This is a genomic window from Ralstonia sp. Ralssp110 (genome assembly GCF_047325135.1).
Classification (GTDB): Bacteria; Pseudomonadota; Gammaproteobacteria; order Burkholderiales; family Burkholderiaceae; genus Ralstonia; species Ralstonia mojiangensis.
Genome location: NZ_CP168608.1, coordinates 109,273 through 135,714 on the forward strand (window position 1 = coordinate 109,273; position 26,442 = coordinate 135,714).

General features: G+C 60.4%; 29 protein-coding genes. 3 read left to right on the forward strand and 26 right to left on the reverse strand.

Going from position 1 to position 26,442, the window contains the following annotated elements; all coding sequences use genetic code 11:
• Positions 1–36 precede the first annotated feature (36 nt).
• From ACEN9T_RS00440 to ACEN9T_RS00565, 26 genes are all read right to left on the reverse strand, one after another.
• Positions 37–1,410 (reverse strand): hypothetical protein, encoded by a 1,374-nt coding sequence (locus ACEN9T_RS00440; protein WP_413705555.1) that lies wholly within the window; start codon positions 1,408–1,410, stop codon positions 37–39.
• 25 nt (positions 1,411–1,435) lie between these two features.
• On the reverse strand, positions 1,436–2,581 hold the full coding sequence (locus ACEN9T_RS00445) for an ABC transporter substrate-binding protein (protein ID WP_413705556.1): 1,146 nt from the start codon (positions 2,579–2,581) through the stop codon (positions 1,436–1,438).
• Positions 2,582–2,667: 86 nt separating this feature from the next.
• The gene (locus tag ACEN9T_RS00450; RefSeq protein WP_413705557.1) at positions 2,668–2,841 is read right to left on the reverse strand and encodes a hypothetical protein; all 174 of its coding nucleotides are present in this window, start codon (positions 2,839–2,841) and stop codon (positions 2,668–2,670) included.
• Positions 2,842–2,906: 65 nt separating this feature from the next.
• On the reverse strand, positions 2,907–3,206 hold the full coding sequence (locus tag ACEN9T_RS00455; protein WP_413705558.1) for a hypothetical protein: 300 nt from the start codon (positions 3,204–3,206) through the stop codon (positions 2,907–2,909).
• A 176-nt stretch (positions 3,207–3,382) separates the two neighbouring features.
• A complete protein-coding gene (locus ACEN9T_RS00460; RefSeq protein WP_413705559.1) occupies positions 3,383–3,772 on the reverse strand; it encodes a hypothetical protein in 390 nt (129 codons plus the stop codon).
• Between the two features lie 32 nt (positions 3,773–3,804).
• Positions 3,805–4,359 carry a hypothetical protein gene (locus ACEN9T_RS00465; protein WP_413705560.1) on the reverse strand — a complete coding sequence of 185 codons (555 nt, stop codon included), beginning with the start codon at positions 4,357–4,359 and terminating at the stop codon, positions 3,805–3,807.
• Positions 4,360–4,363: 4 nt separating this feature from the next.
• Entirely contained in the window at positions 4,364–4,813 is a 450-nt protein-coding gene (locus ACEN9T_RS00470) for a hypothetical protein (RefSeq protein WP_413705561.1), read from the reverse strand.
• Positions 4,814–4,816: 3 nt separating this feature from the next.
• Positions 4,817–5,515: a StbB family protein gene (gene stbB, locus ACEN9T_RS00475; RefSeq protein ID WP_413705562.1), complete on the reverse strand. Its 699-nt coding sequence runs from the start codon at positions 5,513–5,515 to the stop codon at positions 4,817–4,819.
• Between the two features lie 43 nt (positions 5,516–5,558).
• Positions 5,559–6,932: an LPD7 domain-containing protein gene (locus tag ACEN9T_RS00480; RefSeq protein ID WP_413705563.1), complete on the reverse strand. Its 1,374-nt coding sequence runs from the start codon at positions 6,930–6,932 to the stop codon at positions 5,559–5,561.
• Positions 6,929–8,740 carry a type IV secretory system conjugative DNA transfer family protein gene (locus ACEN9T_RS00485; RefSeq protein WP_413705564.1) on the reverse strand — a complete coding sequence of 604 codons (1,812 nt, stop codon included), beginning with the start codon at positions 8,738–8,740 and terminating at the stop codon, positions 6,929–6,931. Before ACEN9T_RS00485 ends, ACEN9T_RS00480 begins: the two co-directional genes overlap by 4 nt.
• Positions 8,737–9,093: a hypothetical protein gene (locus tag ACEN9T_RS00490; RefSeq protein WP_413705565.1), complete on the reverse strand. Its 357-nt coding sequence runs from the start codon at positions 9,091–9,093 to the stop codon at positions 8,737–8,739. The genes ACEN9T_RS00485 and ACEN9T_RS00490 overlap by 4 nt, the downstream gene beginning before the upstream one ends.
• A complete protein-coding gene (gene virB11, locus ACEN9T_RS00495; RefSeq protein ID WP_413705566.1) occupies positions 9,090–10,136 on the reverse strand; it encodes a P-type DNA transfer ATPase VirB11 in 1,047 nt (348 codons plus the stop codon). The genes ACEN9T_RS00490 and virB11 overlap by 4 nt, the downstream gene beginning before the upstream one ends.
• Entirely contained in the window at positions 10,133–11,392 is a 1,260-nt protein-coding gene (gene virB10 / locus ACEN9T_RS00500) for a type IV secretion system protein VirB10 (RefSeq protein ID WP_413705567.1), read from the reverse strand. Before virB10 ends, virB11 begins: the two co-directional genes overlap by 4 nt.
• Complete coding sequence (locus tag ACEN9T_RS00505) at positions 11,385–12,092, reverse strand: hypothetical protein (protein ID WP_413705568.1); 708 nt, start codon at positions 12,090–12,092, stop codon at positions 11,385–11,387. Before ACEN9T_RS00505 ends, virB10 begins: the two co-directional genes overlap by 8 nt.
• Positions 12,093–12,893: a TrbG/VirB9 family P-type conjugative transfer protein gene (locus tag ACEN9T_RS00510; RefSeq protein WP_413705569.1), complete on the reverse strand. Its 801-nt coding sequence runs from the start codon at positions 12,891–12,893 to the stop codon at positions 12,093–12,095.
• Positions 12,890–13,612: a type IV secretion system protein gene (locus tag ACEN9T_RS00515; RefSeq protein ID WP_413705570.1), complete on the reverse strand. Its 723-nt coding sequence runs from the start codon at positions 13,610–13,612 to the stop codon at positions 12,890–12,892. The genes ACEN9T_RS00510 and ACEN9T_RS00515 overlap by 4 nt, the downstream gene beginning before the upstream one ends.
• Before the next feature lie 206 nt (positions 13,613–13,818).
• Positions 13,819–14,748, reverse strand: coding sequence for a type IV secretion system protein (locus ACEN9T_RS00520; RefSeq protein ID WP_413705571.1), 930 nt, complete (start codon positions 14,746–14,748; stop codon positions 13,819–13,821).
• A gap of 45 nt (positions 14,749–14,793) precedes the next feature.
• Positions 14,794–14,916, reverse strand: coding sequence for a hypothetical protein (locus tag ACEN9T_RS00525; protein WP_413705572.1), 123 nt, complete (start codon positions 14,914–14,916; stop codon positions 14,794–14,796).
• Positions 14,913–15,644: a P-type DNA transfer protein VirB5 gene (gene virB5, locus ACEN9T_RS00530; protein WP_413705573.1), complete on the reverse strand. Its 732-nt coding sequence runs from the start codon at positions 15,642–15,644 to the stop codon at positions 14,913–14,915. Before virB5 ends, ACEN9T_RS00525 begins: the two co-directional genes overlap by 4 nt.
• A gap of 72 nt (positions 15,645–15,716) precedes the next feature.
• Positions 15,717–18,206, reverse strand: coding sequence for a transporter (locus ACEN9T_RS00535; RefSeq protein ID WP_413705574.1), 2,490 nt, complete (start codon positions 18,204–18,206; stop codon positions 15,717–15,719).
• Positions 18,207–18,216: 10 nt separating this feature from the next.
• Positions 18,217–18,591, reverse strand: coding sequence for a VirB3 family type IV secretion system protein (locus ACEN9T_RS00540; protein ID WP_413705575.1), 375 nt, complete (start codon positions 18,589–18,591; stop codon positions 18,217–18,219).
• Positions 18,592–18,594: 3 nt separating this feature from the next.
• Entirely contained in the window at positions 18,595–18,891 is a 297-nt protein-coding gene (locus ACEN9T_RS00545) for a hypothetical protein (protein WP_413705576.1), read from the reverse strand.
• A 54-nt stretch (positions 18,892–18,945) separates the two neighbouring features.
• Positions 18,946–19,611 carry a lytic transglycosylase domain-containing protein gene (locus tag ACEN9T_RS00550; protein WP_413705577.1) on the reverse strand — a complete coding sequence of 222 codons (666 nt, stop codon included), beginning with the start codon at positions 19,609–19,611 and terminating at the stop codon, positions 18,946–18,948.
• Positions 19,612–19,740: 129 nt separating this feature from the next.
• On the reverse strand, positions 19,741–20,046 hold the full coding sequence (locus tag ACEN9T_RS00555) for a hypothetical protein (protein ID WP_413705578.1): 306 nt from the start codon (positions 20,044–20,046) through the stop codon (positions 19,741–19,743).
• A gap of 277 nt (positions 20,047–20,323) precedes the next feature.
• Positions 20,324–21,631: an MFS transporter gene (locus tag ACEN9T_RS00560; RefSeq protein ID WP_413705579.1), complete on the reverse strand. Its 1,308-nt coding sequence runs from the start codon at positions 21,629–21,631 to the stop codon at positions 20,324–20,326.
• Positions 21,632–21,768: 137 nt separating this feature from the next.
• Positions 21,769–22,683: a LysR substrate-binding domain-containing protein gene (locus tag ACEN9T_RS00565; protein ID WP_413705580.1), complete on the reverse strand. Its 915-nt coding sequence runs from the start codon at positions 22,681–22,683 to the stop codon at positions 21,769–21,771.
• Between the two features lie 874 nt (positions 22,684–23,557).
• Here ACEN9T_RS00565 and ACEN9T_RS00570 point away from each other — a divergent pair.
• The 3 genes from ACEN9T_RS00570 to ACEN9T_RS00580 all read left to right on the forward strand — a co-directional run bounded on the left by ACEN9T_RS00570 (position 23,558) and on the right by ACEN9T_RS00580 (position 26,209).
• Complete coding sequence (locus ACEN9T_RS00570) at positions 23,558–23,902, forward strand: hypothetical protein (RefSeq protein ID WP_413705581.1); 345 nt, start codon at positions 23,558–23,560, stop codon at positions 23,900–23,902.
• Positions 23,903–24,092: 190 nt separating this feature from the next.
• A complete protein-coding gene (locus ACEN9T_RS00575) occupies positions 24,093–25,241 on the forward strand; it encodes a ParA family protein (protein ID WP_413705582.1) in 1,149 nt (382 codons plus the stop codon).
• Positions 25,238–26,209: a ParB/RepB/Spo0J family partition protein gene (locus ACEN9T_RS00580; protein ID WP_413705583.1), complete on the forward strand. Its 972-nt coding sequence runs from the start codon at positions 25,238–25,240 to the stop codon at positions 26,207–26,209. Before ACEN9T_RS00575 ends, ACEN9T_RS00580 begins: the two co-directional genes overlap by 4 nt.
• Positions 26,210–26,442: the final 233 nt, after the last annotated feature.

A 26,442-nucleotide genomic window follows, 5' to 3' on the forward strand; every position in this document is an offset into this window, starting at 1 on the left:
ATGTCAGATCTTTGCCGCTCGCATCGTGGAATCACACTAGGCGCGCCCCGCCGCGAGCGGTATCCCAGCCAACGCCATCAGACGACCATACACGCGCTTGCGCAACCTATCGTCCCGGTCGGCCTGCTCGCCGTCGTTCCGGACTTCGTGCTCGATGATCGCACCGCGCTGCCGCATGATGGCGTGCGTGGCCGCCTTCTGGTCCAGGTATTCCTGCGAATCCGCCCCCATGGTTTCGACCAGGACGCGACGCGACTCCCCATTCGCTCCCATTGGCGCATGGACTTGCAGCTCGAAATCCGCGCGGCAGTGCGTGATCGTGCCATCGGCCAATGTCACCTCGCTATCGAACAGTGGCTTCTTGAGCGTGACTGTGACGCCCTTCTTTTTCACCCACTGCATGGCGTCCAGAAGCAGTTTCAGTGTCTGCCGCTCATAACTGCTGTCCAGAGGTATTGGTCGGTTCATCTTGAAGGCATGCTGAGCGAAGGCTTCGCGCACGCGAGCGACGCCGTTGTCGTCCCGATCGATGACTGCAAGCACCCAGTACGGCGGATTCGCAAAGTTCTGGTCCCGGCCCCCGATTCGAATCCCACTTGCCGGCGACACCACAGCTGGCTTCAGACGGGTCAACTTGGTGGCGGCCGACGCAGTCACCTTGTCTGCGACAAAGAGGAGATAGCCCATGCGCTTCTTGCCCTTGGGCCACTGCAATTTGTCGATGTCGGCCATGAAATCGACCGGTTTGGTCCACGCGCGGGTCTTCATCATGTCCCAGAGCGTGAGCGCCTCTGTCACCTCTTCCTCAACGGCAAATCGCTCCAGGCGGTCCCAATGGGTCAAGGATGCTTGACTGGTGTCCAGGTCATCCGTGGAAACCGCGCTGAATCCTGCCTGTTCCAAGAGGGTGTAAAGGATGCGCCCGAGCTTTGGCAAACGGCGTCCGCGATTCGGACCACTACCGCCACCCGCGCGTTTGCTGGGGCGCTTGCCCCCCATTTCGTAGACCTTATCGAGATAGTCCAGCGAGTTCCGGATTGGGTGCAGCGCCGGGTGCTTGCCTGGCTCTCCTTGAGGATCGTCCTCGTCTTCGGAGGGATCGGTGCGAAAGGTCTTGAGCACGCAGGAATGCGCATCACGTCCAGCAATGCGCACGAAGTGCCGAGGTCCATCGGCTCGAATGCGCGCGGTCATGCGCGGCCGCTCCTCGATCGCCTCTCCATCCCGGCAATCGCACTCCAGCCAATAGCGCGGCTCCTTGCCGTTATGCATCTCGGCAAGGATGGCCTCGACAACCTGTGCGTCGTGCGCCTGCGTTTGCATGCCGGCGCCGCAATACCGCCGAACCGATTCCGCCTCTGCCTTCGTGAGTTGACGCAGGATGGTGTTGTTACCGGTATTCCGAATCAAGCGCATCGATTCCCGTCATCTGTTCCTAGTTCAGCACCCGCCCTTCGCGGCCGATGATGCCGATGTCAACGTATTGCGAGCCCTCGTACTGCCTCGGGCCGTAATTGAGCTCGAAGTCGCCTAGGTCAAAGGGGCCACGTGTCTGCAGCGCCCCCCGAATCGCGTCTGCGGTCACCGGGCCAGTGACCTTGCGCAACGCTTCAACAAACAGCCTAGCCGATGCGTAGCCCTCCAGCGCGGTCGACGATCTGGCCAGATCGAGGCGGCCGGCTGCCGTCATGTCGGCCACAAATGCGCGGGCTAACCTGGTGTTGCGCTTGGTGAGCGCCGGCATCACCTCTGCGATACACACACCGCGCGCCAGGTCCGGGCTCGATGCCCGCACCAGCTCGTCGGCAGATGGGGTGGAATCCGTTGTCACCACCGCGTTGCCACCCCGCTCCCGGTAAGCCCGCAGGAAACTGCCGATGTTCACGCTATCGGAGAACATCAGGACGACGTCGATGTCGTCTTTCAGGACAGTTTCGGCGAGATTGACCAGCTTGCCCATCTCCATCATCTTCGCTTCCAACGGCACCGCCAGCACCGGCTTGATCGAAAGCGCTTGCATGGTCGCCATGCTCTTGTGCAACCCATCTTCACCGAAGGCGTCTGCCTGATACAGCACGGCAATCCGTTTGCCGCCAAGCGACACACTTTGCCTGACCATCCGGTCCGCCTCGGCCTTCAGGCCCGCGCGGATATAAAACACCCAATGGTTCTCGGGCATCTGGCGCACCTGAGTCGACGAAACAATGGCACCGATCACGGGGGTGCGGCCTGCATCCAGGACACCGCTCTTGATGAGCGCAGCAGTACGTGCAGATCCGTAATAGTTGAGGAAAGCCGCGGGGTGCTGTTGCCGAATGACGTCTCCGGCACGTTGCGCCGCCGTTTCCAGGTTGCCGGAAGCATTGAGGGTCACCACCTTGATGGTGTGGCCGTTCACACCGCCAGCGTCATTGACCTTGCGAAGGTACACCTGCGCCGCATCCGCAGTGGCGCGCGTCGAGGGTTCCACCGATCCCTCCAGCGGCAGCACTTGTGCAACCGTCACAACGTCGGCGATAGCGTGACTGGCCAGGAAAGCAACGGCCACAGTCCCCAGCATGGCAAAGCGTTTGATCTTCATTATTGTTATCACCTAAAAAAGCGCCGGCTCACGCCGGCACAATGGGAATTCGCTTCGTCGCGTTTCAATCGGCGGTCGCAAGCTGCTTACCAAAGTGAGGCTGGCAACTTTGCTTCAATCGCCTTGAGCGTTGCCAGCGTTTCCAGTTGCGTGGCTACCAACGTGGCAAGAAGGTCGCGGACATCCTGGCCATGCTCTGGCTGCGACATGGGCAACTCCAGCTCGGCATTCGAAACTGATGTTGCGTTGCTCTTCGTCATCGGTTCACTCCTCCGAAATACGCATTGGTATTGGCCTTCTGCTACCTGTGGTCAAGCGGTGCTTCCTATTTGGTCGCCTCGCTATCCCCAACCCAACGCGATGGCTCGCCAGACGCGACCGCAGGGGCACACGTTTGTCCGTTGAGCTTCGAGCCAATCGAGAAAGCCTTGCTGTCGAAGTAGCAATATTTCGGCTCACGCGGCGCTCCCTGCGACGCCAATAGCGCGCGAATGGCATGCAGTTGCTCCAATTGCTGGAGCTGAATCGAACTCATATTGACCGGGTCGGCACTAGGAACTTGAGCACATACCTGTGTCGTCGCCAGGAGCGCGCTCAGCTTGGCAAGCGTCCGAAGTTTCATCATCAATATCCTCCAAAAAGTTGTGTTGATGTGTCATTGGCAGTCGACATCTGGGCATGCGCCGCGCCGGCGCCAACATCAGCGGTCCGGCCTATTCAATTGGTTTGGGTGCGTCCAGATCCCCGGATGGTCGATTGGCAGCGGGTTTCCTCCACCTGCTGTCAGGCTGTACTGGCGGTCTAGAGCCGCCGTTTGAGCACGATGGCGGCAACCGCCGCCAGACACATCGCAGAGGTGCTCACCACCCAGACGCGCCAATCCACGATGTGCCGTATCGAGGTGCAAGCCATCTGCGCCGTTTCATTGGGATAGCGGGCAAGGATCGGAGCCATACTCATCAGGAACGCATATCCAACGAGCAGCAATCCAAATGCTGTGCGTTCAGCTTTCCAGTCCGACAGCAGTTCATCGTCTGTCACGTGCGCTTCGGCGTCCCCGTCTTCACGTTCAGACAAACTTTCACGCCCCCTTCTGCCCCACAGACAGCGCCGCTGATAGGTTGCATCTTCCGTCGCTTGCCGCTGCGTATCCGAGTCAACAGCCGGCCGATCTTCTTGCTTCTTCTGCATAAACTCCCCCCCACTGGTATGTTGAACGCCACCTACCAATGCACGCGCTGCTGCCAGACGTTGTCCAGGTAGAGGTCTATGGCGCGCGGACTCTGGGCCTTCTGCCAGACGACCTGGTCATACACGTTGACTGTCGTACCATCGTCAGTGCCGCCCATTAGGTAGCGGCCGACGAACCTGCCGACACACGCCCGCTGCCCTGTAGTCGCGCCCAGTTGCGGCGCAGCCGCCTGGCTGTATCCAGAAACACTGCTTGCCGAGGACTGACCCTGCACCACGTATTGATCGGGTTCGGCCGGTTGCAGCGTCGACGGGCATGGGTCGAACGGATCGTTGACCGGTACCGCCCGATTGCCAGTGGCCTCCGCCTCTTCACAGCGCGGGAATGGGCGGCCATGAGCGAGGTCGTTGTAAAAGCGGTTGATCGGGTCAACGCATTCGGCAACCCCTTTTGGACCTCCGTTGGAGGCAGGGTTGGCCAGGCACAGCAGCACCTTGCAACCGTAGTCGCTCGCGCTCGCGTGGCCCGATGCAACAAGCATGGCGAGCGTGCCGATTCGAGCCAAGGATTGGATGGGCAATTTCATGGAGTCAATGTGAAACAAGTCCTACAACAATCCAGGTGGTCAGCACACTCGCCACGGCCGCGCTGCAAAGCCCCACCACAATGCGGTCCAGGTATCGGCCGACGCCTTTGGCTGAAGGTGAGGTAGGCGGTTTGCCAAGCACGTCGCGCACGACTTCAAGCAGTTGCGACCGTGCCTGCTCAGAGGCCTTCACAGTGACCGCGCCGACGAGCATCTCGCGCGCGGCGCTCGCGTCCTTGACTGCGGCGGCCATCTGCACGATGCGCTCAGCCAGAAGCGTGTCAACGCGGGTGGTCTCCTTCGCAAACTTGAGCGCTGCAAACTCGCCAGCGCGCTCGATGGCCTCCCGTGCCTGCGGCACCACCTGGCCGAGCGCCGCGACTTCCTCACGCAGCTTGTGCACGTCGCCCAGCAGCTCGGCTAACAGCGCCTCTTGTGCAGATGTTTCCGCCATCGCTTAGCGCATCAGGGCCGCGAAGACGCCATCGAGCTGCGCGTTCACGCCAACCGCGAGCCGACGCATGGCGACCTTGCGTGCCAGTTCGGTCTTTTGCTCTGACGTCTGAGCTTCGCGGATCATGGCCTTGTAATCCGTGGTGTCGGCCAGCAAGTCACCGATGGTGATCGGGCTGTTGGCCAACTTGCCGAACAGCTCGTTCTCGTGGATCGCCGCGTCTTCGCGCAGCACAAAGCCGCGATGTTCGTCGTGGAATGCAAACAACGAGGCAAACTTGGACCGCAGGGCATCGCGCGGATCGACCATGTTCAAAACAACACGGATACGGTCACGCTCAATCCCGATCTCATCGGACAGCGCCTTGATCGTCGCGAGCGTGTCACGCTCCTGTTTCGCATCCGGCACCGTCGGCACCACGAACAGGTCGAAGTCCTCATGGGAGCCGCTGTAGCTCTTCATGCGGTTCACCAGATCTTCCACATTGGACGCGCCAATATCGACCACGGCATCGTCCAGTGCCAGGAGCTTCTCCTGCAGGGATCCGAATTCACTACCGCGCATGGTGGGTCCGTCATTGTCATCGGCGTTAATCGACTCGATGGAGATCACCGACGCGTCGCCCAGCCGCGGCGCCAGAAGATGGCGCGCCACCATGCTCTTGCCCACGTTGCCGGAGTAATTCATTACTGCAATGATCATTTTTAGGGCTCCTCTACGGTTCCAAATTCAAAGGTGGTATGTGTCACCGATCCATCTCGATGCCCGGCTCAACCGCCGCCCGCTCGGGGGCTTTGGTCGCTTGGCTGGGCTGGCCTGGCGCTGCCTGCTTGGTACGCTCCACTTCCGGGCGCTGCGCAGAACGCCGCTGTGCCATGGTTCTCTCGGAAACCTGCGGTGTCGGCAGGTTGACCTTGCGGTCCTTGTAGGCCGCAGCGCTGGCGATCACCTCTTCAAACTCCTTGCGGCACTTGTCCTGCGTGGCGGCGGGCCAGTTCGCAATCTGGCGCTCCAGCACCATGCGGGCGGCGGCGATACCGATGCTTTCCTTCTGGTTTCCGCCCTTGTCCGGGGCGGCTGCCGGCGTTGGCGTAGCGGCGCTTGTCGGCTCAGGCTTCTCGGCCGAACGCTCGGCCGGCTTCCCGTCGTCGGCCTCGACGCTGTTTTCCTTCTCGGTGCTGCGCTGTGCACCGCTGATGCGCATCTCCTGCCGGGCAGCTTCCAGCATGGCGCGGTCCTGCGCACGCGGTCTAAAGCCGTTGCTCTTCACGCCGGCGAGTTCCGCGGCGATCCAACCCTGGCGCCGGAACTCTTCACTGCCGCGCAGCGTCACGGTGCCCCAGTTCTTCGCCTTGGCCACTTCAACCATGTGCGCAATGACGGAGCGGTCATTGCTCTCGGTGGAGAGCGAACGCCCCTTGTCTTCGAAGTGCACCTGCTCGGTCTTGCGGTCGACAAACTTTCCCTCGTGCGCGACATATAGCGCCGCGACCTTTTGCGGAATCTCGTAACCGGTCTTCTTGAAGATGGGCTTGGTGCCGGACTTGCTCACCAGCTCGCCGCCAGCGGCGTCCCTCTCCTTCTTGGCTGCCGGCCCCAGTTGCACTTTTCCCTTGGTAGCCGCCCGCGCCTGCTCTGCCACTTCCCGCAGCATGGCTTCGGCACGCGCCCGATCGGTCTTGCGTGTGGCCTTGACCGAGACCAGATCAAGATCGGTCAGCCGATCGGCCACCGGCTTCTCCGGCTCATTGGCCGGCTTCTTGGCATCCGGCTCGTTGGCCGCTTCCCCCACTGCAACCTTGTCGATCTTCTGGTCGACGGGCGTTGCCGGCGTTTCCCGCAGCTCGCGGTGAAGACCACGTTCGGCCGACTGGTAGCGCAGCTCCAGCGCCACTTCGGTTGCGGGGTCGATGAACTCTGGCAACGGTGCATCCGTGCCGGACTCCCGCCAGACATCCGCCGCGGCGTACCAATCGCGCTCGGCCAAATCGCGCAACCCTTCCACAATGGGGTCGAGGTCAGTGCGCTGCTTGCGCCAGTCCACGGCCGTTAATTGCGCGCGAAGCTCGTCGGCGCGCTCCTTGATGGCTTCCGGGCTGTCGAAATCAATGGTGTTCATGCGGCATTCGCTCCTGCGGTGTTCAGGATCGCCATCACTTCGCCGAAGTACGGCATCGCGCCGCACATGGCCTCGGTGATTTCGTCCTCATTGGTGAAGTCCGACGCCTGCAGGAGGACCAACTCGTCCGGCTGCACGGGTCGGCTGTCATCCACTTGCTGGGCATCGAATCGGGGGGTATCTCGGAGCACGAGGGCCATCACCTCGTCGAACTCGGGCATCACCTGGCGCATGGCCAGCAGAATCGCGTCTGCATTGGTGATATCGGAGGCCTCCAGGATGGCCAGCTCATCGACCTCGACCGGCCGGCTGTCATCGGGCTGCATTGAGGCCTGCGCCGGCGACACATGCCAGTACGCCTGGAAGTCAACTTGCGGCAGCGCGATACTGCCCTCGCCCTTGGTCAGGAAGGCCTCTTTCAACTGTTCCTCGTTGGGCATCTCGTCACCCAAGGCTGCAAGTGACGGGCTGATTTCCTTGAGGCGATCGATGAAGACCCTGTGCTTGTAGAAGAACGCCTTTTCAGCCTGGATTGGCTTGCAGTTCTCCAACGTCACGATGAGCTTCTCCTGCCCCATCTCCTTGAGTTCCTGGGGCAGCATCAGGGCGCGCTTCTGGCCCGATTCGCTCTCCCCCGTACTATTCGACCGTGCACCGCGGTTGCGGCTCTTGGAGCGGGCGATGGCCGTGAAGTACCCGAGCATCTCGGAGTACTCATTGGCATCCTTCTGCTCACGCGGCGGATACAGCAGGTGTGCGCCATGGTTGGTGATGAGCGAGCGGGCGCCCTGCTCCCCATAACACTCCGTCACCTGCGCAACCGACTGGATGACCGTGGCCAGGCGCAGGTTGTAGCCGGCCATGTAGCCGTTGGCCTGCGCTATGATTTCAATCTTGCCGGGCGCCGTGGATTCGTCGTTGAGCAGCAGGCATTGGTATTTCAGTTCCGGATTGCTCTCCGGCAGCTCGCGCAGGTTCACGTTGACCAGCTGCGAATAGAACAGGTTGATCAACAGTTGCGCGGAGGCCTCCGCGAGCTTGCCCGGCGCCATCCCGACGTAGATCGTCATGCGGCGCTTGCGCAGGTCGCCCAGATCGAAGTCGGATTTGCTGGTGGCAGCCTCCACCACCGGATCGGTAAAGATCTGCAGCGGCGCGTTGAACGTCGACAGCACGTTCCCTAGCGTCGTCTCTGGCTGGTTCAGGAAGCGGTTGAGCGCGTCAACGCAGCGCCACGAGAGCGGCGCGAGGTCGGTGTCCGTGCGCGAACGCGTTTCCAGAATCCCCTTGAGGTATTCCTTGATCGGTTTGCCCTTGCCCGAACTCTGGCGCAGGATCTCGCCCAGCGTGACCGGCATCCCGGGCGTCTCGCGCAAGTACAGCGTCAACCCCAGGAACAAGCTGCGTGCGTTGTCGTTAAAGAAACGTGCACGGGGCTCCACCTTGGCCGGATACAGTGCGTCTCCGATCGACATGATGTCGCCAATCTGCAGGTGTTCCGGGCGCTGCCACACCGCATCGAAGATGTTCCAGCAGTGCGTGTGGCCCGTCTCTGAGAACGGCGCCCACAGGTACACCTCCTGGCCGTTACGCTGCCGGTACAGCGACGTGTACTTGAAGTTCTCTTCCTTGACGTCGAGTTGCACCACCGAATGCGGGTAGTGCAGCAGGTTCGGGATCACGAAGCCGACCCCCTTACCGGTTCGGGTGGCGGCCGCCAGCAGCACGCCTTGCTGGCCGTGATAGATCAAGGGCCCAAGCTGCGGATGCCAGCCAACGATGAGGCCGGGATAAGCTTCCTGGCTCATTGCTCACGCCCCACCAGGCCAGACTTGCGGATCTCGGCGAGCGTCGCAAAGCGTGCACTGCCGTGCAGCTCCCGATCTTTGTGCAGCTTAGCCAGCACGATGCCGATGAACACGAACGGGACCGCAGTGATGGCGGCTGCCACCAGGCTGCAGACGCCCAAGGCTTGCTTGACCGGCTTCACGTCGGCATAGGCCTGCCAGTAGCGGTACAGCGTGGTCACGCCCACCACCGAGTCCGGCAATTTCTGCAGCTTGGCAAAGAGGGTTGCGCCGGCAAGCTGGCCACCGATCGCGAAGCCGCCCACGAAAACCAGGCCACCCACCACGGCGACGATGATCTGCGGCGTTTTCATGCCAGCCCCCGCTGCAGCTTCCACTTCTCCACCAGGTCGAAGTACAGCTGCGTCATGCGCTTGGTCTTACGGTCCATAAAACCAACCACGTCGATGGTGCGTTTGACCTCGGCCAGCAGGAAATTCCAATCCAGCGTCTGCCCGACCGGACTTTGCTTGATGAGCGTGGCGATCTTTCCCAAGCCGGAGATGCAATCATTGGCGTGCACGGTGGTCATGCCGCCCTCATGCCCGGTATTGAGCAGGGTCAGGTAGTCCCACGCCTCATTGCCGCGCAGCTCGGACAGGTACACCCGGTCGAACTTCATGCGCAGCGTCGACTTCACCACGTCCGTCGCTGGCAACATGTCGCTGAAGAACAGGTGTGTGCGGTTCGGGTGATACGGCAGGGACAGCTCGTGGGTATCCTCGATCGTGCAAATGCAGGTTTCCTGCGGCACCAGATCGGCCAACGCCTTGGTGAGCGTGGTCTTGCCGGAGCCCGTGCCGCCCACCAGGACGATGTTCAAGCCATGGTGCACGGCCAGCTCGAAGAAGCGCCGTATGTCGCGCTGCTCCTTGGCAGCCATCATGTCCAGCTCAAACGGCTCCAGCTCGACACCCTCTGGCACAGATTTGTGCGGCGAGACGTCCCGATAGCCCTCAAACACGCCAAAGCCAATGAGGTCGTCAAGCGAGAACCGGTCCGCACTGGCGATCCGGATGGTCAAGGACACCGTATTGGCCTCGCACGCCGGCGGAATCACCACCTGGCCGCGTTCGCCATCCGGGAGCACCACCGATTTGATCGGATCTTGTTCTGTCAGCGGCCCCTTGCCCTTATTGAAGTTCACCAGCGTGTTGGCCAGGCGCCTAGCCATGTCCAAAGAACACTCAGGCGCCACATAGCGCTGCCAGCCAGCACAGCTCTCGGTCCAGAGCTCGCCCGGGCGATTGATCTTGATTTCGGTAATGCCCGGCGTAGCCAGGAATCGCGCGATACCCATCTGCTTGAGCAGGCTGCGCACCGTGGTGGACTTGTCGTAATCGAGCACCGTGGTCATTGCGCACCTCCTGACAGGGACGGCACGGCAGAAACCAGCTCGTACTGCTTACTGAAGTCGATGTCGCGCGCCACAAAGATGTTGATGAGCGCACCCTGGTTGGCGTAGCCCGTCGGCGGAATGTTGATGGTGTTACGCAGCGTCTCCGCCGCCAGACTCTGTGTTGCCTGTGTCGTGTTGGACAAGTTGACCGTGGTCGAGCCACTCGAGCTGGTCGACTGGTTGGCCACGGCCTGGCCGAAGTCGCTGATCAGTGCCACCATGGCGGCACCGCCGAAGCGCTGCCAGAAGTGGTTGTCGACGTAGGCGTCCATGCCGCTGGCGCCCAAGGCATCCGTCACCGGGGAGTCCAGCGGTACGGTCACGGGACCATCGTCGATGCGCGTCATCAACGCGAAGATGCGCGCCTGGCCTTGCAGCAATGCTGAGCGCTGCTCGCCCGTCACCTCGGCACCCTTGCGCAGGAGCAGCGTGCTCCCATCCGCGCTGTACACATCGCGCACCAGCGAACACGAAGTCATGCCCGGGAACGTCGTGACGGTCTTGGTGCCCATCACGCACGGAATCATGGTGCCGCGCTTGAGCAGGTAGCGCAGATCGGACAGGAAGCCCGCACGGACCACGCCGGCACGAGACGCCGTCGACGGTGTCAGTTGCTCGTCCAGGCTGTTCTTGCTGCCACCGCCACCCAGTGACGGTGAGGGTTGGACGGTCAATGCACCGCCCTCGCCCGCTGTCGGTGACGCTTGGCCTTTGCGTTGGGACAGCACCGTCACATTGCCAGCCAGGCGGCGTTCTGCCGGTGTTTCGACATGCGGCTGAGTGCCGGTGCCGGGATTGCCGCCCTGTGCGTTGGCGTTGGCGCCGCCAGCCCCGCCGCCGCTGCTACCGGAGGTGCCCGCCCCGTTGGCAGACTGGGCACCTGCGGGCGTAGCCAGGCCACCGATGCCTGTCGCGCCCTTGGCCTGCGCTTCCTCGTCTTTGATACGCCGCTTCTGCGCTTCCAGATCGGCGTTGTCTTGATCGGAACGCGCACGCTCCTTCGGCTTGGTGCGTTCCGCCTCCTTCTCGGCAAGCTTCATGTCGGTCAGCCGCTTGACGAACAGGGCAGCGCCGCCCGCGGCCATGGCCAGCATGAGCACCACCACGATCAGAATGACCAGCTTCTTGCTATTGGTTTGCTTCTTGCCTCGGCGCACCGAGGGGATGCCGCGCTCTTCGGCCGGCGCGGGGTTGATTTCGTTGGGGTCAGTCATGCGCGTAACCGAATTGAGGGGTAGGCAGCCCGCTGCGCAAGCTCATCCGGACAAGGCGGATGTCGCCATCGGCGGGCGTGTTGAAGTGCTGGCGCAGCATCGTGGCGATCGCCGCGCGATAGTGATTGCGGAAACCGAAGCGAAAGCCCATCACAGCCATCGCGACAACCTGCACCACCATGAACAGCACGCCGTATTGCACGAGCGTGCGCGTCCAGTGCGTCAGCGCCGCTGGGTCGGCGTTGGACAGTGCCCGGATCATCGCGATATGCGCCTCCGGCTCCAGAAGCGCCAGCGCAATCGCGCTCCATGCGATCCCCAGCGTCAGGCCAACAAGAAGCCGGCTGACGATCACCATCGCAACCCGGCCAAGATTGAGCAGCTGAGCCACCGCACTGCTGCCGTCGTGCAACGCCAGGCATTGGATCGCCGCATACTCAGCATCGGTGACGGTGCCGACCTTGACGTCATTGATCCAGACTTCCCACGCAAAGGGCGCGTTGGCTCTCGCCCTGCGGGACAAGCTCGTGTCCACCAGCTTGAAGAGGAGGTGTCCAAGCAGGACGCTTACGAGGAGAGCAGCCACGGATACCGCCAGGCGCAGCGACGCGCCGAAGACATAGCCAAGGCCCAGGGAGGCGATCACGGCAGGCAGCATCAGGACTGCCCAGCGTTTGAGTACGTTGTGCATCCAGGTCATTCAGTGCTCCTTCGTGAGACGCACCGTGCCGGGCACCGTCGTGCCGGCGGCGTTGTAGTGGCCCTCAGGGGAATAGCCGTCGTTGCGGATGCCCAGCACCGAATTGCCCAGGCGCGCCAGGAATTCGCGTGCGACCTCGTGCACGACGATCGTGTCGGCTTCCATGTGATAGGCCGGCAGCGCCTCGGAGCCATCGGCCCGCTTGACGTAGATGCGCGGCAGTTCCCGTGCGGTGGCGTAGCGGAAATACGTGAAGGTGCCGTCGTCCCAGGCAGCAGTCGGCGCCAGTTCGGTGTTACCGCGCATCTGGTAATCCGCGTTGCGCGGTTTGGACGTGCTCGCACCGATGCGTGTCATTGCCAGCACCTGCGCGCGCTTGCGAGCATCCTCTGCCGCCGTGCGGGCCCGCGTGTCCGGGTAGTCGAACTTGAGCACCCACGTGGCAGGCGTACCGCGCGTGGCCGTCACCAGGTCGAAGGTGTAGGTCCGGCGATTCGTCACGACCATCAGATTGGTGTCGGGCCGCTGCGCCGCACGTTTGAGCAGGATCCAGTTCTTGTTGGCCGAGACGTTCCAGGCCTTGCCGTCGCCCATGCCGGCGCCGTCGTCCTCGATCGTCTCGCCGGGTTCGAGCTGCAGCATGATGGCTTTGCCGGGCGTGGTGGCCACCTCATAGATCTCATTCGGGTCGTAGACGGCGCACTGGATGTGGCTCTCGAACCCGCACGCGCCGGGGATCACGCGCGCGGCCGCTGGAATCGCCGCCAGCGTGAGGGCGGCAACAGGAATCCATCGCTTCATGGGTGGGCTCCTTCCGGCGAACTGGTGTCCTCGCCGCTGCGCGACCAGTCGCGCGTCACCGTGTAGCTGGTGGCCTTCCAACCGGTGGGGTTGATGTCTTGCAGGTCGCGCTTCTCGGGCACGCCGTCATGGCGGTACGAGATCGTGGCCACCCAGTACGTGGTCTCCGGCTTGATGGCCGAATTGAGCGGCACGTATTTGCGGGAGAACATCACCTGGGCGGTCGTGCCGACGAAGCTGATCGCTCCGACCTTGGGGATCACGCGCGCTTCGTTCTTGAGCACCTTGAGCGGCGAGTGGTCGCCGCGGATGAAGTTGTCGTATAGCTCGCCTTCTTTCTCGGCGCTCATCGCCATCACGGCGTCGTGCATGTCCTGGATGGTTTCCCAGTCGTAGCCCTCTCGCCGCTCGACGTACTTACGCAGATCCGCGCGGTCTTCTTTCTCGGTGAAGGTGACCTTGCCATCGACCGTGGTCGGCAGCACGTCGACCTTGCCAGTCGCGTTGTCCACACGCAGGACCGGGGGCGGATTGGGGCGCTTGACCACCACCACGGCCGCCGCACCGGCCACCGCGACAATCGCAATCGCACCCATCCACTTGACCGCCAGCAATGCGGCGTCGGCCACCCGCTCACGCGATTCCACACGCGATTTGGCGAGTTGCTTGCACTGTTCCAGATACCACTTGCCCAGCTCCAGGTCATCGACCTGGGGCATGGGCGCAGTTCCGCCAGGGGTGCTGCCCTGCAGCTTGTTTCTCAAAAGATTGAACATGTCCGTCCTTACTTCGACATTGTTCGATTGATCGGTTGCCATGCGCCGGACGGCTGGGGTGCCTCTGGGGCGCTGCTGCAGGCGGCCAAAACCGCCGCCAGCGAGATGACGATGAGTGTTCTCATGGAAGAGTCAGTCGTGGAGTTTGGTTAGGAGCCCGACGTGCCTTCCATCGAGCCGCCACCGCTGCCGCCTTTACCGCCAGAGCCCTTCAAGCCGCCTTGGATCGCTTTCATGATCCGCGCTGCCTGGCCGATCTTGCCGACCATGCTGGAAATACCGACGCCGCCGGAGAGTTGCGAGGCAAGGCCAGGAAGATTGAGCGTGACAACGATGAACGCCACACCCATCAACGCAATCTCGATCAACGACCCGAGGGTTGCCTCATCTGGAGAGATGGAAGACGCGAAGCTGATCTCGATCATCCCCGCCGCTGCGATGAGCGCCACGAGAAAGCCATAGCTCAAACATTGGCCGATCCAGGCTTCGCAAAATCGACGCGTGGCCGGAAACAACGCCGCTGAAATGAACATCGGGCCAAGGGCAAGCAAGAGCCCAAGCGCAAACCTCGCGAGGACAATGTAGGCCGCAGAGATTCCCATGAAGGGCAATCCCAGCAAGAACGTGATGAAGACAAACACCACCGCGTTCAGAATGCTCTCCGGGCCGTGGGCATCGCGCATGATCTGCGTCATCGCCTTGACGTAAGTTGTCGCGAGCGTATCCAGAGCCGCCCCGGTGTCTTGAGAACCCGTGAGCGCACGAGCGATGTCATCGCCAAGCCCGTTGAAGAACGGCACCACGTATTGGCTGTAGTAACTGATGTTCATACCGAGCACCAACACCACGGCCCAACCCGCCATGCGTTGGATGAAGTCCGGCACCGGTTCGTGACTGTGCCCGCGCCAATAGGACACCATTACCAACATCACGTAAATCGCGAAGCCCGTCCCCATCAGGGGCGTGATAAGCGTGATGATCTTGGCCGAACCACTATTGATGACGTTCAACAGGTTCTGGTCGAACGCCTGGAACATCTTCGTAAAGATGGCGACTTTCAACGCTGGCGTGTCTGCCATGATGATCTCTCCTTCAAGCCAGGCGGGGCCAATAGCCGTGCCGCGTCACTTCTTGTCTCCGAGGAATCGGGCTTTGGCCTCCTCCTCACGCTTCTCATCCCAGCTCTGGCGATTGCAGCCAGCCAGAAGAAGGCTTCCAATCAACACCAAAACGATGGCTCGCTTCATTGCGTGTCTCCCAAGAATTTCCGCTTCGATTCCCGTTCGCGCTGCTCCTCTGCCAATCGCAGCTCCGTTTGCTGCAGTTGCGCCATCAAGTTCAGCCGGGTCTGCTCGTTCTGCACCATCGTGTATTCAGCGGACCACCGGTTTTGCAGATCCGCCTTTGCAGCCGGGTCTTGCGTCAGGTTCGATTGCTGCATCAAAGCCTGGATGTTGTTCAGGCGCCCGAGTGTCGCGTTGTAGGCCTGCATGGCCATCGCCTTGTTGGCTGCGATCACGTCGTAGTAGCGCTGCTGCCCTGTAGTCGATGCACCGTTGAGGCCTGCGGCAGCTGCGATCTGCTGGGCCGCGCCAGAGATGCCCTGCAGACTGCCGCCCTTGACTTGGTCATAGATCGATTGCCATTGGTCCGGCAGATAGCTGCGCAGGCGCGGATCATTGAGGATCGTCCCTAAGCCGCGATTACCGGTCAGTGCGTCGTACTCGCTCTTGAGCTGGTCGATCTGGGCTTTGAGGTTCTGCACCATCAACACTGCTTGACCAAGATTCGATACATCGAGCACCGGAATGCCCGTGGCATGTGCGGTGGACAGGCACAGAGCGCTTGCGATCGCCACAACGGTACGGCACACCGCCGGTCTGAGCGGGTGGCATTGTTTGAGCAACAATGCCTGGAGCATTCCGCTCCCTTTTCCCAGTCGGGTGGGCACGCGATACAACGGTTGTTGGTCCATACTTTTGTTCTCCGATTGTTGAGAGGGCTTGAGGCCACTCCCCCCGACTTCTTTGTTATGCGTTCCGCACGACTAGGCCACGCGGCGGCGGTCGGCATCGTTTGCGCTATGGCGCTGCTCGCGGCGATCCTGCATGGCCGCATCGAGCTTCGGCTTCCAAATCGACGCGTCGTTGCCGCATTCGGCTATCAGCTTCTTGCGGGTGGTGGCCTCGAACACCCGGTCCTGCAGGATCGGCAGCCACACGTCGGGGTCATCACCCACCTCTGCGATCACCTCGTCGAGCAGCTTGTTGTTCTCCTTGTTGCCGGAGAGCACCACCATCTCGTCCTGGAACCCATACAGGTCGAGCGTCGCAAAGGCAGACTGGTTGCTCTGCTTGATCAGGCACGTGCGCGAGGTCTTGGAGAGGCGCTTGAACTCCGCGAACTCCTTGGGCGTCATGTTGGTACGCTGATAGCTGCTGTATTCCGCTTCCGGATCGGGCAAGAAGATCTTGGTGGCCGTCTGGCTACGGATTTGCGGCCAGATCTCACTCGCCATCCCCTGCTCCGGCTGCTGCGACACCAGCACCAGGAATTCGCCTTCCTTGCGCCCCGCACTGAGCGTCTTGGCCATCTCTTCGCGCGTGCGCTTGAACTTGATCGGCGCCCAGTACTCCTCGATGATGGACATCATCAAGCCACCCTCCTGCTGCATCAGCGCCTTGAGGTGGAAGAGATAGGCAAACAACGGCTCCGACGGTGCGTAGTTGTCGACCAGGAATTCGGTCACGTCGAAACACACGTGGCGCTCGTCAGTGACATCGACCAATGACTGCGGCGGGTTGTCGAACATCCAAGCAAGCGGACCGTCTTCGGCATGGCACCACTGGCCGAGACGCACATACAGGCTGTCGCCGCCCATGTTCGGAATGGATTCGAGCAGGCGGCTGAAGGTGCGCTGCGACAGATCCTCCAGGGCCATCACGGTGTCGACGGCATCCTTGATTTGCTTCTTCTCTTCAGCGGTGAGCTTCCCGTCGGCATCGCGTGCGCAGATGTTGACCAGGTCGTACAGAAACTGGCGGTTGTATCCCGTGTCCGGCAGCTCGAATGGCGCCAGCCCGGTCGCCACACCGCGCTGCAGTGAGATATATGTGCCGCGCAGCATCTTGAAGAAGATCTTCATGCCGCCGCCGTAGTCCAGGCCGAACACCATCGGATCGAAGCGCATGAAGAACGACGCGATGGCCAGCTGCAGGGCCGTCTTGCCCACACCGGTGGCACCGTGGATGACGGTGTGGCCGGCGATCTTCTCGCCGATGTTGAACTCGTCGTCGCGCGTGGCGTGGTAGTTGAAGCTGTACAGCTTCTTCGAGACCGTCTGCAGCGGCATGACGGCGCTGCCATCGCCGATCGGGTTACCTTTGGATTTACCGGCCGAGTAGTCGTGAACCGAGAACGTCGATGCGAGGTTGCGCGAGCTCTTGAGCATCGGACGCGGCAGGATCTTGGCGCCCGGCACCTGGCTGAAGTACGTGTACGGTGCGGACGCAGTGGCCCGCACCCAACCGACACCGCACTCGCCCTTGGCACGCACCTTGACCAGCTCGCCGCGGTCGATGGCTTCCTTGGCCGTGTCGCCGTAGACCACTAGCGCGCCGTGGTATTGGCCGAATGCCAGTTCGCCGGCACTGATCAGAGCCTGGGCATGTCGAAGCTCGGCAATCTGGTGCTGCGCCTTGTCGCCGACCGATTCCAGCTTGTTGATCTGGCCCTCGATGGCCTTGTCGGCGCCGGCAGCCGTCAAGCAGCCGAACGACTGGGTGATGGTGAACTCGGCATCGAGCGTGAGCAATGGGTTCAACTGACCCCACCCGCTCTTGGGAAAATCCTTCAGGTCGTAGCAGGTGGCAAACTTCTCGGCGGTGTCGGTGCGGATGACGAGCAGGTCATAGCCGAAGTGCAACCACGAATCCGGGATCGTTTCGTATCCGGGAGCGGCCGTGATCGGCACGGCGAGGTCTGTGCCGTTGACCAGCTCACCGATGAAGCGATACGGCTCGGAGAACGGCAGGCCATTGCGCTGGTTCGTCTCCAGATACTCAGGGTCGTAGTCGCGAAGGGACTTGAAGGCTTCGTCGCCCAGTTGCTCAATCGCCTTGAGGCCGTCATCGAAATCGTCGTACTTGAGCAGCAGCGACAGGTAGAACGCGTTCTCGAAGTAGTTGCCGTTGTGAAAGCGCTGCAGATACTTGTACGTGAAGTCCTGCAGGAACTGCGACTGGAATTGATAGGCCTGGCGGAACGACACTTTGCGGCGCTTGAACGTGGCCCACATCGAAAGGCGGTTGCCGTGATCGCGGCCGATGCCCGCGTAGAAGCCGCTCAGGTTATCGAACAGGTTGGTGAGCAGCGCGTCGCTGGCCGACTCGAACGGGATGCCCGTCAAGCGCATGCAGAGCATCATCCGGCCGTCTTCGTAGTGGGTGACGCGGCGCGTGATGGGCATCTCGATGCGCGGCAGCCACGCCTCGATCGGCGGCACCTTGCCAAAGTCGCTGGTCAATCGTGCTTGCATGGTGGAATCCTTATTGAGCGCGCTCGGCGGGCGCCTTGCGGAAGGGCCGGCGATAAACGCTGAGGTGTTGGCCGTAGCGGATCGGCGCCAGGGTCAAAGTGCGGCCGAACATGCGCCAGGAACGCCGGCGCAACACGCAGAGCACTTCGAGCCACAGAATGCGCAGTGCCTGATCGTCGGTCTCGCACGTCTTGCGCAGGAACAGCAGGATGGGGACTGCCAGGCCGCCAAAGAGCAGCCCACCCGGGCCCATGAAGGCAGCGGCGAGCAACGCCAGAAAGACGAACGTGCCGACCACGATCAGCAGCGGGATCAATGGGACGCCCCAGTACATCGCGACCTTGCCCAAGCCCGCGTATGCGGAGTACTTCGGCTTCTCCGTCATGGCTCAACCGACGAAGAGGTTCCAGGCCCACGGCGCGATGATGACGACCGCGCCGACCGCGGCCACCTTGCCGATTGCCAGGCCGAAATCGGCCCATCGCGCTTTGTCGCTCCAGAGCTCCAGGCCGACCCAAAGGAGGTAGATGACGGCGCAGATGCCGCAGAAACTGTAGAACCAGATCTTGAAGGTGTTCCCAGCTTGCGTGCCGGAATCCAGACCACCGGCAAACGCCGGTGCACAGCACAACAAACCTGCAAACAGGGCTGCCAGGGTCAGAGGACTTTTAGGGAGGGCTTTCAACTGCGTTCTCCTACGGGAATGCCGACGATGCGGCTGGTTTGAATCCGGGGGAATTCACTGCGGGCGGAAATCGCCGAAGGCGTCCCACTTCGCGCGCGTCTTGGAGCGCTCGTTTTGTGCTGTGGCAGTGGATGGTTCGGGTGCGGCACCGGATGCCGGTTGTGTTGGCCGCGGGTTGGCTGTGTTCTTTGGGACGCGCGCAGCCGGCCTATCCATCACGACCGCGATGGCAGGTACGACTTCGAGATTGGGATTGACTGCAGTCGCGTTGGCGGCGACGCGTTGCACGTAGCTCGTGCCGGTCCGCTCGACCTGGAAGCCCCGGCTGAAGTTGCCGCTGTAGTAGCAGCTGATGGCCGCGTTCAGCGCCTTATCGGGACCGACTTGCGTGCGCGCGCGGTCGTAGCACTCCTGGAGAATGCGAGCGCCGGCCTGCAGGTTGGCGCAGGCGTCGAAGACCGATTCGTAGTTCAGGCCAAAGCGCGGTAGGTGGGCCTTATTGACTTGGCCCAAGCCCATGCTGAAGTTTAGACCCTGGGCGGCCAAGGCCTTGGCTGTCGCAACCGCCTCCGCGCGTGTCTTCGGCTGGCGGGCCAGATGGCCGCCAACGACACCGATCGCGTAGGGGTTAAAGCCGGATTCCGTGCGGACAACGGCCTGCAGCGTCGTCGGATGGACGCCGGGCGCGCACTGTTGCGCGAGCGTACTGAAGTCAACCATGTGACCTCACTTACGCGCGCGTTTTTACAGAGCGAACAAACGCTATAATGGACGTAGCCATTTGAGCCTCTCACGGGTTTTACGATGGTCAGGCTGACGTCGGTGTTCCACCACCTGCGTCGGCCGCTTTTACGATTGGACTGCTCGGTCCTCTCCTTCTGCCTTCAGTCTCCAGACCTTGCCTTCAATCGCGATCGACAAGTTCTGGCAGTTCTTGCAATACTCACCCACGAACAACAGCACATCTTCCAAGTACCGCCAAGTCTTGGTCTTGCCGCGATTTGTCTGCACTTGGTACTGCTTTGCTGTCCTCTTGTCGGCATCGAGCACGCTGACATCGATGACCCACTTCCCCCCCTCTTTGTGAAGGTTCAGCAGATAGTTGTTCGAGCCGGTGAGCGCCACAAGCGCAAGTTCCCTAAATGTGAAGTACATATCCCCTCTGCCAGTTGCACAGCCGTATTTTCCACGGCCTGTGACGCCTAAGGAGGGGTTTCGTAGCAGCATTGATCAAATCATACATCAAGGAAATCGTTGCGCCAATCAAAACGTTTATTTTGATTGGCACCATATGTGTTTTGAGTTCAGTCGCAGAGGCATCCTTGCCGCGCGCTTCCTGCAGCAAGCACAGGACTTGTCCGTGCCAAGTATCCGCCCTCGTTCGCGTCGCGATGGCCGTGGGGTATGAATTGAAACCCAGTGCGCCGCCTTACTATGCCCGCCGGGGTAGATCCGTCATGTCACGTAAATATCGGGTGCCAATCAAGCTCACGGCAGCGGCGATCATCACGTACGCCACGGGGGCGAGGGTCGCATCGAACGTATGTGCCAGGAACGTCAGATAGAACGGCGCAAAACCTCCGACAAACATGACTGTCAGGTTGTAAGCCGTGGACAACCCGGTTGAAAGCACTTTGGTGGGAAACAAATCTGCAAACGCCGCCGGGATTGGTCCGGTGTATGCCGCACTGAGCAAACCAAACACGACCTGGACGAAAACCAGCGAAGCCGCACTAGGTGCATGATTGAGATACGCATACAGCGGATATGTCAGGACAAGTATCAACATCGCTACGCCGGACAATACGCGCTGATACCCCAACCGATCCGCCAACCAGCCGAAGACAGGCGCCATCAACATCATGACCACGCCACTCGCCATGCTGCCGGCGAAGCCGGCAGCAGCGGGCAACTTGAGCACCTGCATCGAATAGGTTTGCATGTAGAACAGCAATACGTATGTGCAGACAGTCCACATCACCACGATCGCTGCACTGATGAGCACCTCGCGTCGATAGCGTCCTACGACGTCAAGAAACGGGGACCTCGTGCGAACGTCGGATGTGGTCCTTATAAACGCAGGTGTTTCGTCCAAGCGGCTCCGGATGACATAGCCGATTGGTCCAATCACGACGCCAAGCGCAAACGGAATACGCCAGCCCCACGAACGCAAGGCTTCAGCATCGAGCAGCGAGGTCGCCAACGTCCCGAGCGTCGCGCCGCATAAGATGGCGAAGCCGACACTGCTTTGAATCCAGCTCGTGTACAACCCTCGCCTACCTGGCGGAGCGATTTCGTTAAGGTATGCAGTCGCCCCGCCCATTTCTCCGCCCGCTGAGAACCCCTGCAGCAGGCGCGCCACCACCGCGACTATCGGCGCCGCTATACCGGCTTGCGCATAGGTTGGCGCGATTGCAATCAGGCCAGTGCCCAATGCCATCAGCAGTGCGGACAGTGCAAGCGCCGGTCGCCGGCCCCGACGATCTGCGTAGATGCCTAGAACGAGCCCCCCTAGCGGACGCGTCACGAATCCCACACCGAACGTTGCGATCGCGAGTAGCAGCGCGGTGAATTCACTCGTTGATGGAAAAAGGACCATCGCGATGACTGGGGCAAAAAAGCCGTACAACGTGAAATCGAACCACTCGAGCGCGTTGCCGAGGATCGCCGTTGCGACTGCGTTTCGCCGCCGTGGCAACTGGGTCTGGTTTTCTAGGCTAGATAAGAGGGTGCTGTGCATGGACTTCATTCAGTGCGGAGGTTCGCCTGTCACTATTACAAAACTGCCACCACCTCTCACGAAACGCATACTAGCGGAGTCGGAAAGGCCAGAAAAACGAAAAATGCAACTACCCCCATGCGCTACACGCATGGGGTCTACAACATTCGATTGGGGTCTCCGGCTTCCTGAAGGAGCCAGCTCGTGAACATGGTGGCCGCGCGATTCATTGCGCGATCATTTGGTGTAAGGACGTGGTAGCCGCCCCCGAAGGTCGCCGATTCTTCAGTTGCGCGCACCAGCGATTTCGCTTCAAGAAGGCCATCGATGACTTGCCGCCAGCCGAGCAATATGCCTTGGCCATGGAGCGCCATCTGTACGAGCTGCGGATAGGAATTCGAGACGATAGCGCGCGGCTTCTTAGGCATCTCGACGCCATTGAGGTCCAGCCATTCTTCCCACGACATCCAAATCAATTGCCGGTCGTCTTGCATCAGCAATGTTTGGTGCGTCAGATCCTCTGGCGTGATAAGCCGCCCGCCAAGATAGTCTGGCGAACACACCGGAAGAACTTCTTCGTCGATAAGCGGCTGCGTGTTGAATTGCGGTCCACAACGTTCGCGCAGGTAGTACAGCCCCACGTCGAACTCGGATGGGGTCAGCGAGGCAAAGCAGTCGCGAACGATGATGCGCACATTGACGTTCGGATGCGTTGCACAAAACGATCCAATACGGGGCGCCAGCCAGAGTGTTCCAACGCCGGATGAACATGCGACCGACAAGTCCAGATCGCCGTAGCGCCTCATGACTTCGTGCGTGGCGTCCGAGCAGACCTCCAAGAGGGACCGCACCCGGTCCGCATAGCGTTTGCCCGCAATGGTTAGCTGCAACGGCCGCCGGGGATCTCGCACGAACAATTGGCGACCTAGGAAAGCCTCAAGCTGACCAATCTGTCGGCTTACGGCGCTTTGCGTGAGGTTGAGTTCAGCAGCCGCCCTAGTAAAGCTGGTATGCCTGACGACAGCTTCGAACGCAATGAGGTTGGGCAACGGTGGAAGTGGGCTGATTCGCATAGAACAAGGAAAGATGAGATTTCCTGCCGTTGTGCCCTGGCGCAATCCGAGGCGTCACTTCCCCTGCGGCTCTTCTGCTGGCAGTCGTGTGCCCCCACACACGCTCACTTAGATAAAAGTTTGTCACTGTAGACGAAACGCGAGACCCACATGCCGCGCAGTTTGAACATCAGATCTAGGGAATTTTTAATTCCGCAGTTGGCGTGAAGGTTCCGGTCTGTGATGGCCCTTGCCCTACCGGGCCATGTACTGGCATTCACTATCCGTCCAAATGCCCGTCCCCACATCCAGAGACTCGCTTCATCAAGTCGCCGCACGAGATCTCATTTACTACGAGAGGTTTCGCTCGCGGGATGGATCCACAGTAACGATGCGATGCCGCGAAACCCGACGAGATAACAGGACAAGGGCGCAGGCAGACAGGTTCCCTGAGCGTAATGCGTCGGTTGTGTCCTCGCCGCACGACAGCGCTCACAGTATTCAGAGCCCCGGTGAGACTTCTCGGCCGGCCCTAAGGACTGATGTCGATGCAATAGCGTAGAAGAGCGAAAACCGGACGCCACAAGCGGCATGGCCCGCATGGCTGCACGGGCTCGTAGGACCCCTGATGCAACAGCCCTTCTACTACTGTCAGCAGTCGTGTGTCGCCAAAGCGATCGAACCATGCAAAAATTAGTGCAACTCTGCACAAAACACATACTCAGAGTGGCGCGGTTGCTGAACAGGCCAGCACCCTGCTCTGCTTGTTGCTAGGCGTGCAGCCACTGCGGAAACTCAGAGCGCCGATCTGACGGACCGCCTATCGCGGTATCTCGGGGGCTGAGCGTTGATCGTTCAGGGTGCCCTCGACAAACCTATCTTTAGGAAGGAAAGAATGGCTCGCAGTTCAGTTGTTGCTGTTGCTATTGGCGTGATGGCTTTGATCGGGGGATGTGGACATAAGGACGGTGACCGGTTCATCGGCAAATGGGGCCGCGAGGGCCGCAAAGGAACGGTCGAGATCGCAAGGAACGGTGAGGGATTTCTGGTTTCGGACACTCACGCTGACTTCATCACTGGTGGCATGAAGACCGACAAGATTCCTGCCACCTATCATGACGGTGTACTTCAAGTTTCAACGGGGTTCGGTACTTCCAACATTGGATATGACAAGGAACACGACACCCTCCTCATGCCCACAATGGGAGGAAGCGCTGAACTCAGCCGCCTCAAGCAGTAACGCTTGAGGGAATAGATGCAAATGGGGTTGTCATGCCCCCGGCATCCGGCCCCTTTTGGTATAGCCGGTCCGCTCCTTGTAACCATCCATGGTTGCCACTCCGCGACGCAAGGAAGTAAACAGTGCAGATTTCCGTATTGTTTAGTACACTCCGAGAAATACGGAATTCTTTACATGTCTCGGAGATGCCATGGCCTTACAGAAGGTGACGATGGATGACTTGGACAATCTGGCCGCCACGTCTGCGGATGTCCTCTCCCAGGTGCGGGAGGCGATGATTGAACCGCATCCTCGCAAGGTTGCCCCAGTGTTCACCAGTAACGCCATTGCGGAATTGTGTGGGGTCGACAAGACCCAGATCAAATATCTAGCGCAAAAACATGGCCTCCCCTCCGGACGAAAGTTCGAGGGGTCGAAGGCCAAAGAGTATTCATTGGAAGACGCCATTGAGTGGGTCCGGCGCGTCGGAAACAAGCCGGTCCGGCCTGCTGGGCGATTGGGTAAAGCAGTTGCAGTATGCAACTACAAAGGTGGGGTTGCCAAGACCAGCACCACACTCGCAATAGCGCAAGCGGCCACTCTCCGTGGTCTCAGAGTTCTCGTCATCGACTGCGATGGGCAGGGTACAGCGACGCAACTCGCTGGCATCAGCCCAGAACAAGACGTGAGCATCGAACACACAATCATGCCGTATATCCATGGGGATGAGCCCGATTTACGGTATGCAGTGCAGCCAAGCTACTGGGCAAATCTGTCGATTATTCCGGCATCAAGCGGCTTGCTTGCGGCGGAGTTTGCCATCCCGGCAAAGGCGATGTCACAACGCGGATTCCGCTTTTGGGAAATGCTTGCGGTTGGCATTCTTCCCCTTCGTGAGGAATTCGACCTGATCTTGTTCGACACCTCTCCCAGCCTTTCGCAGCTTACGCTTAACGCAATGTTTGCTGCCGACGGCTTGCTAATGCCCTGCCCGCCCGACGCCCTGGACTTCGCGTCGAGCGTGCAGTTTTGGGGCATCTTTTCGGAACTCGTAGACAGCCTGCCTGACGCCAAGAGCAAGAGCTACGACTTTATCTCCGTGATCTACACCAAGGTGCAAGCGAACGAAATCTCCCGTTTGGTGAAGACCTGGATGAAGCAGGCGTACGGCGCGCACATCAACGGAATTGAGATCCCGGAAAGCAATGCTGCGAAGACTGCTTCGGCTCAGCTGAAGACCGTCTATGACCTGAGCAAACCTGACGGCAGCGTGGAAGCGTACCGGCGTTATAAGGAGCCGCTCGACCGCCTCGCTGACTACGTTGTCGACCAGCTCGCATTGGCGTGGGGTGAAGCATGAGCATTTACGAGAAGCTAGGCCAAAAGACAGCCGGAGTTAAGGCGAGAACCATCGAGAAGCAAGCTGAACGTTCGCCGAAAAGCGCACCTGGAATGCTGCTCTCCGCGACGCAAAGGATCGACGCGGCGGAGGCCCGAGCGGAGGAGCTTGAAAAGGAGCTTGAAGAACTGCGGAAAGCAAATCTGCAGGAGATCCCGCTTGACCTTCTTGTCGAAGTGCCCGGCCGTAGGCGGAAGCTATCTCCGGAAGAGTATGTGCAGCTTCGGGAGAACTTGCGGCACAACAAACTGGTGACCCCCATCACCGTCAGACAGCTCGGCGACGGTCGATATGAAGTGGTGTCAGGTCTAAACCGCACTGCAGTTTTTCGCGAACTGGGTCGAACCACGATTCCGGCGGTTACTCAAGAGATCGATGACCTGCAGGCCGACTTAGGGGCCTTTTACGCCAACCTGCTCCAACCGAGCCTGCCGGATTATGAGAAATACCTGGGCTTCGAGATGATCCGGAAACGGAAGCCGGGGATGTCTCATGATGAGATTGCCGACATGGCCGGGATATCGAGGTCATATGTGACGAAGCTGATGTCATTTGGCTCCTTGCCGGCTGAGGTCCATGCGGTCCTTGAATCGAGCGCATCGGCGCTTGGCGCAAACGCAGCAGCTGATCTCGCAGCACTGTCCAAGCAAGGCAAGAGCGCCCGAGTGCTTGAAGCAATTAAGAAGATTGCTGTGGGTGAATTGGACCAACAAGCGGGGGTCCGCTATGCGTCTGCCGAGCCCAACCCTACGCAGCGCACGAAGCCTGAGGTCGTCAAAATCCGGGTAGGAAAAGCGACGTTCTGCGAGATGCGTCGCACGGCAAACACGCTACGGATTGACGTAAAGGATAGTGAGGCGGCGTCAGAGCTGGAGGAGGCCATCAAGGCACTTCTTCAAGAGAAAGCTGACGCCAGAAAGGCGAGTTAAGTGCGTTGCTCTAGTAGAACATCCTTATAAATCAATGACTTAAGGATTTTCAAGACACAGAACAGACGAGATACATCAGCTAAGCACATCCCGAAAGTACAAGAGCCCGGCTGGAACCGGGCTCTTGTACAGGTTGCGCTAGAAACCTCCAACGCAACGGCTAGTAGACGAAGCCAGTGTAGATGGACGGATTCCAGCGTGCAAGAGATGTCAGCCTCTTTTTTGCACAACGG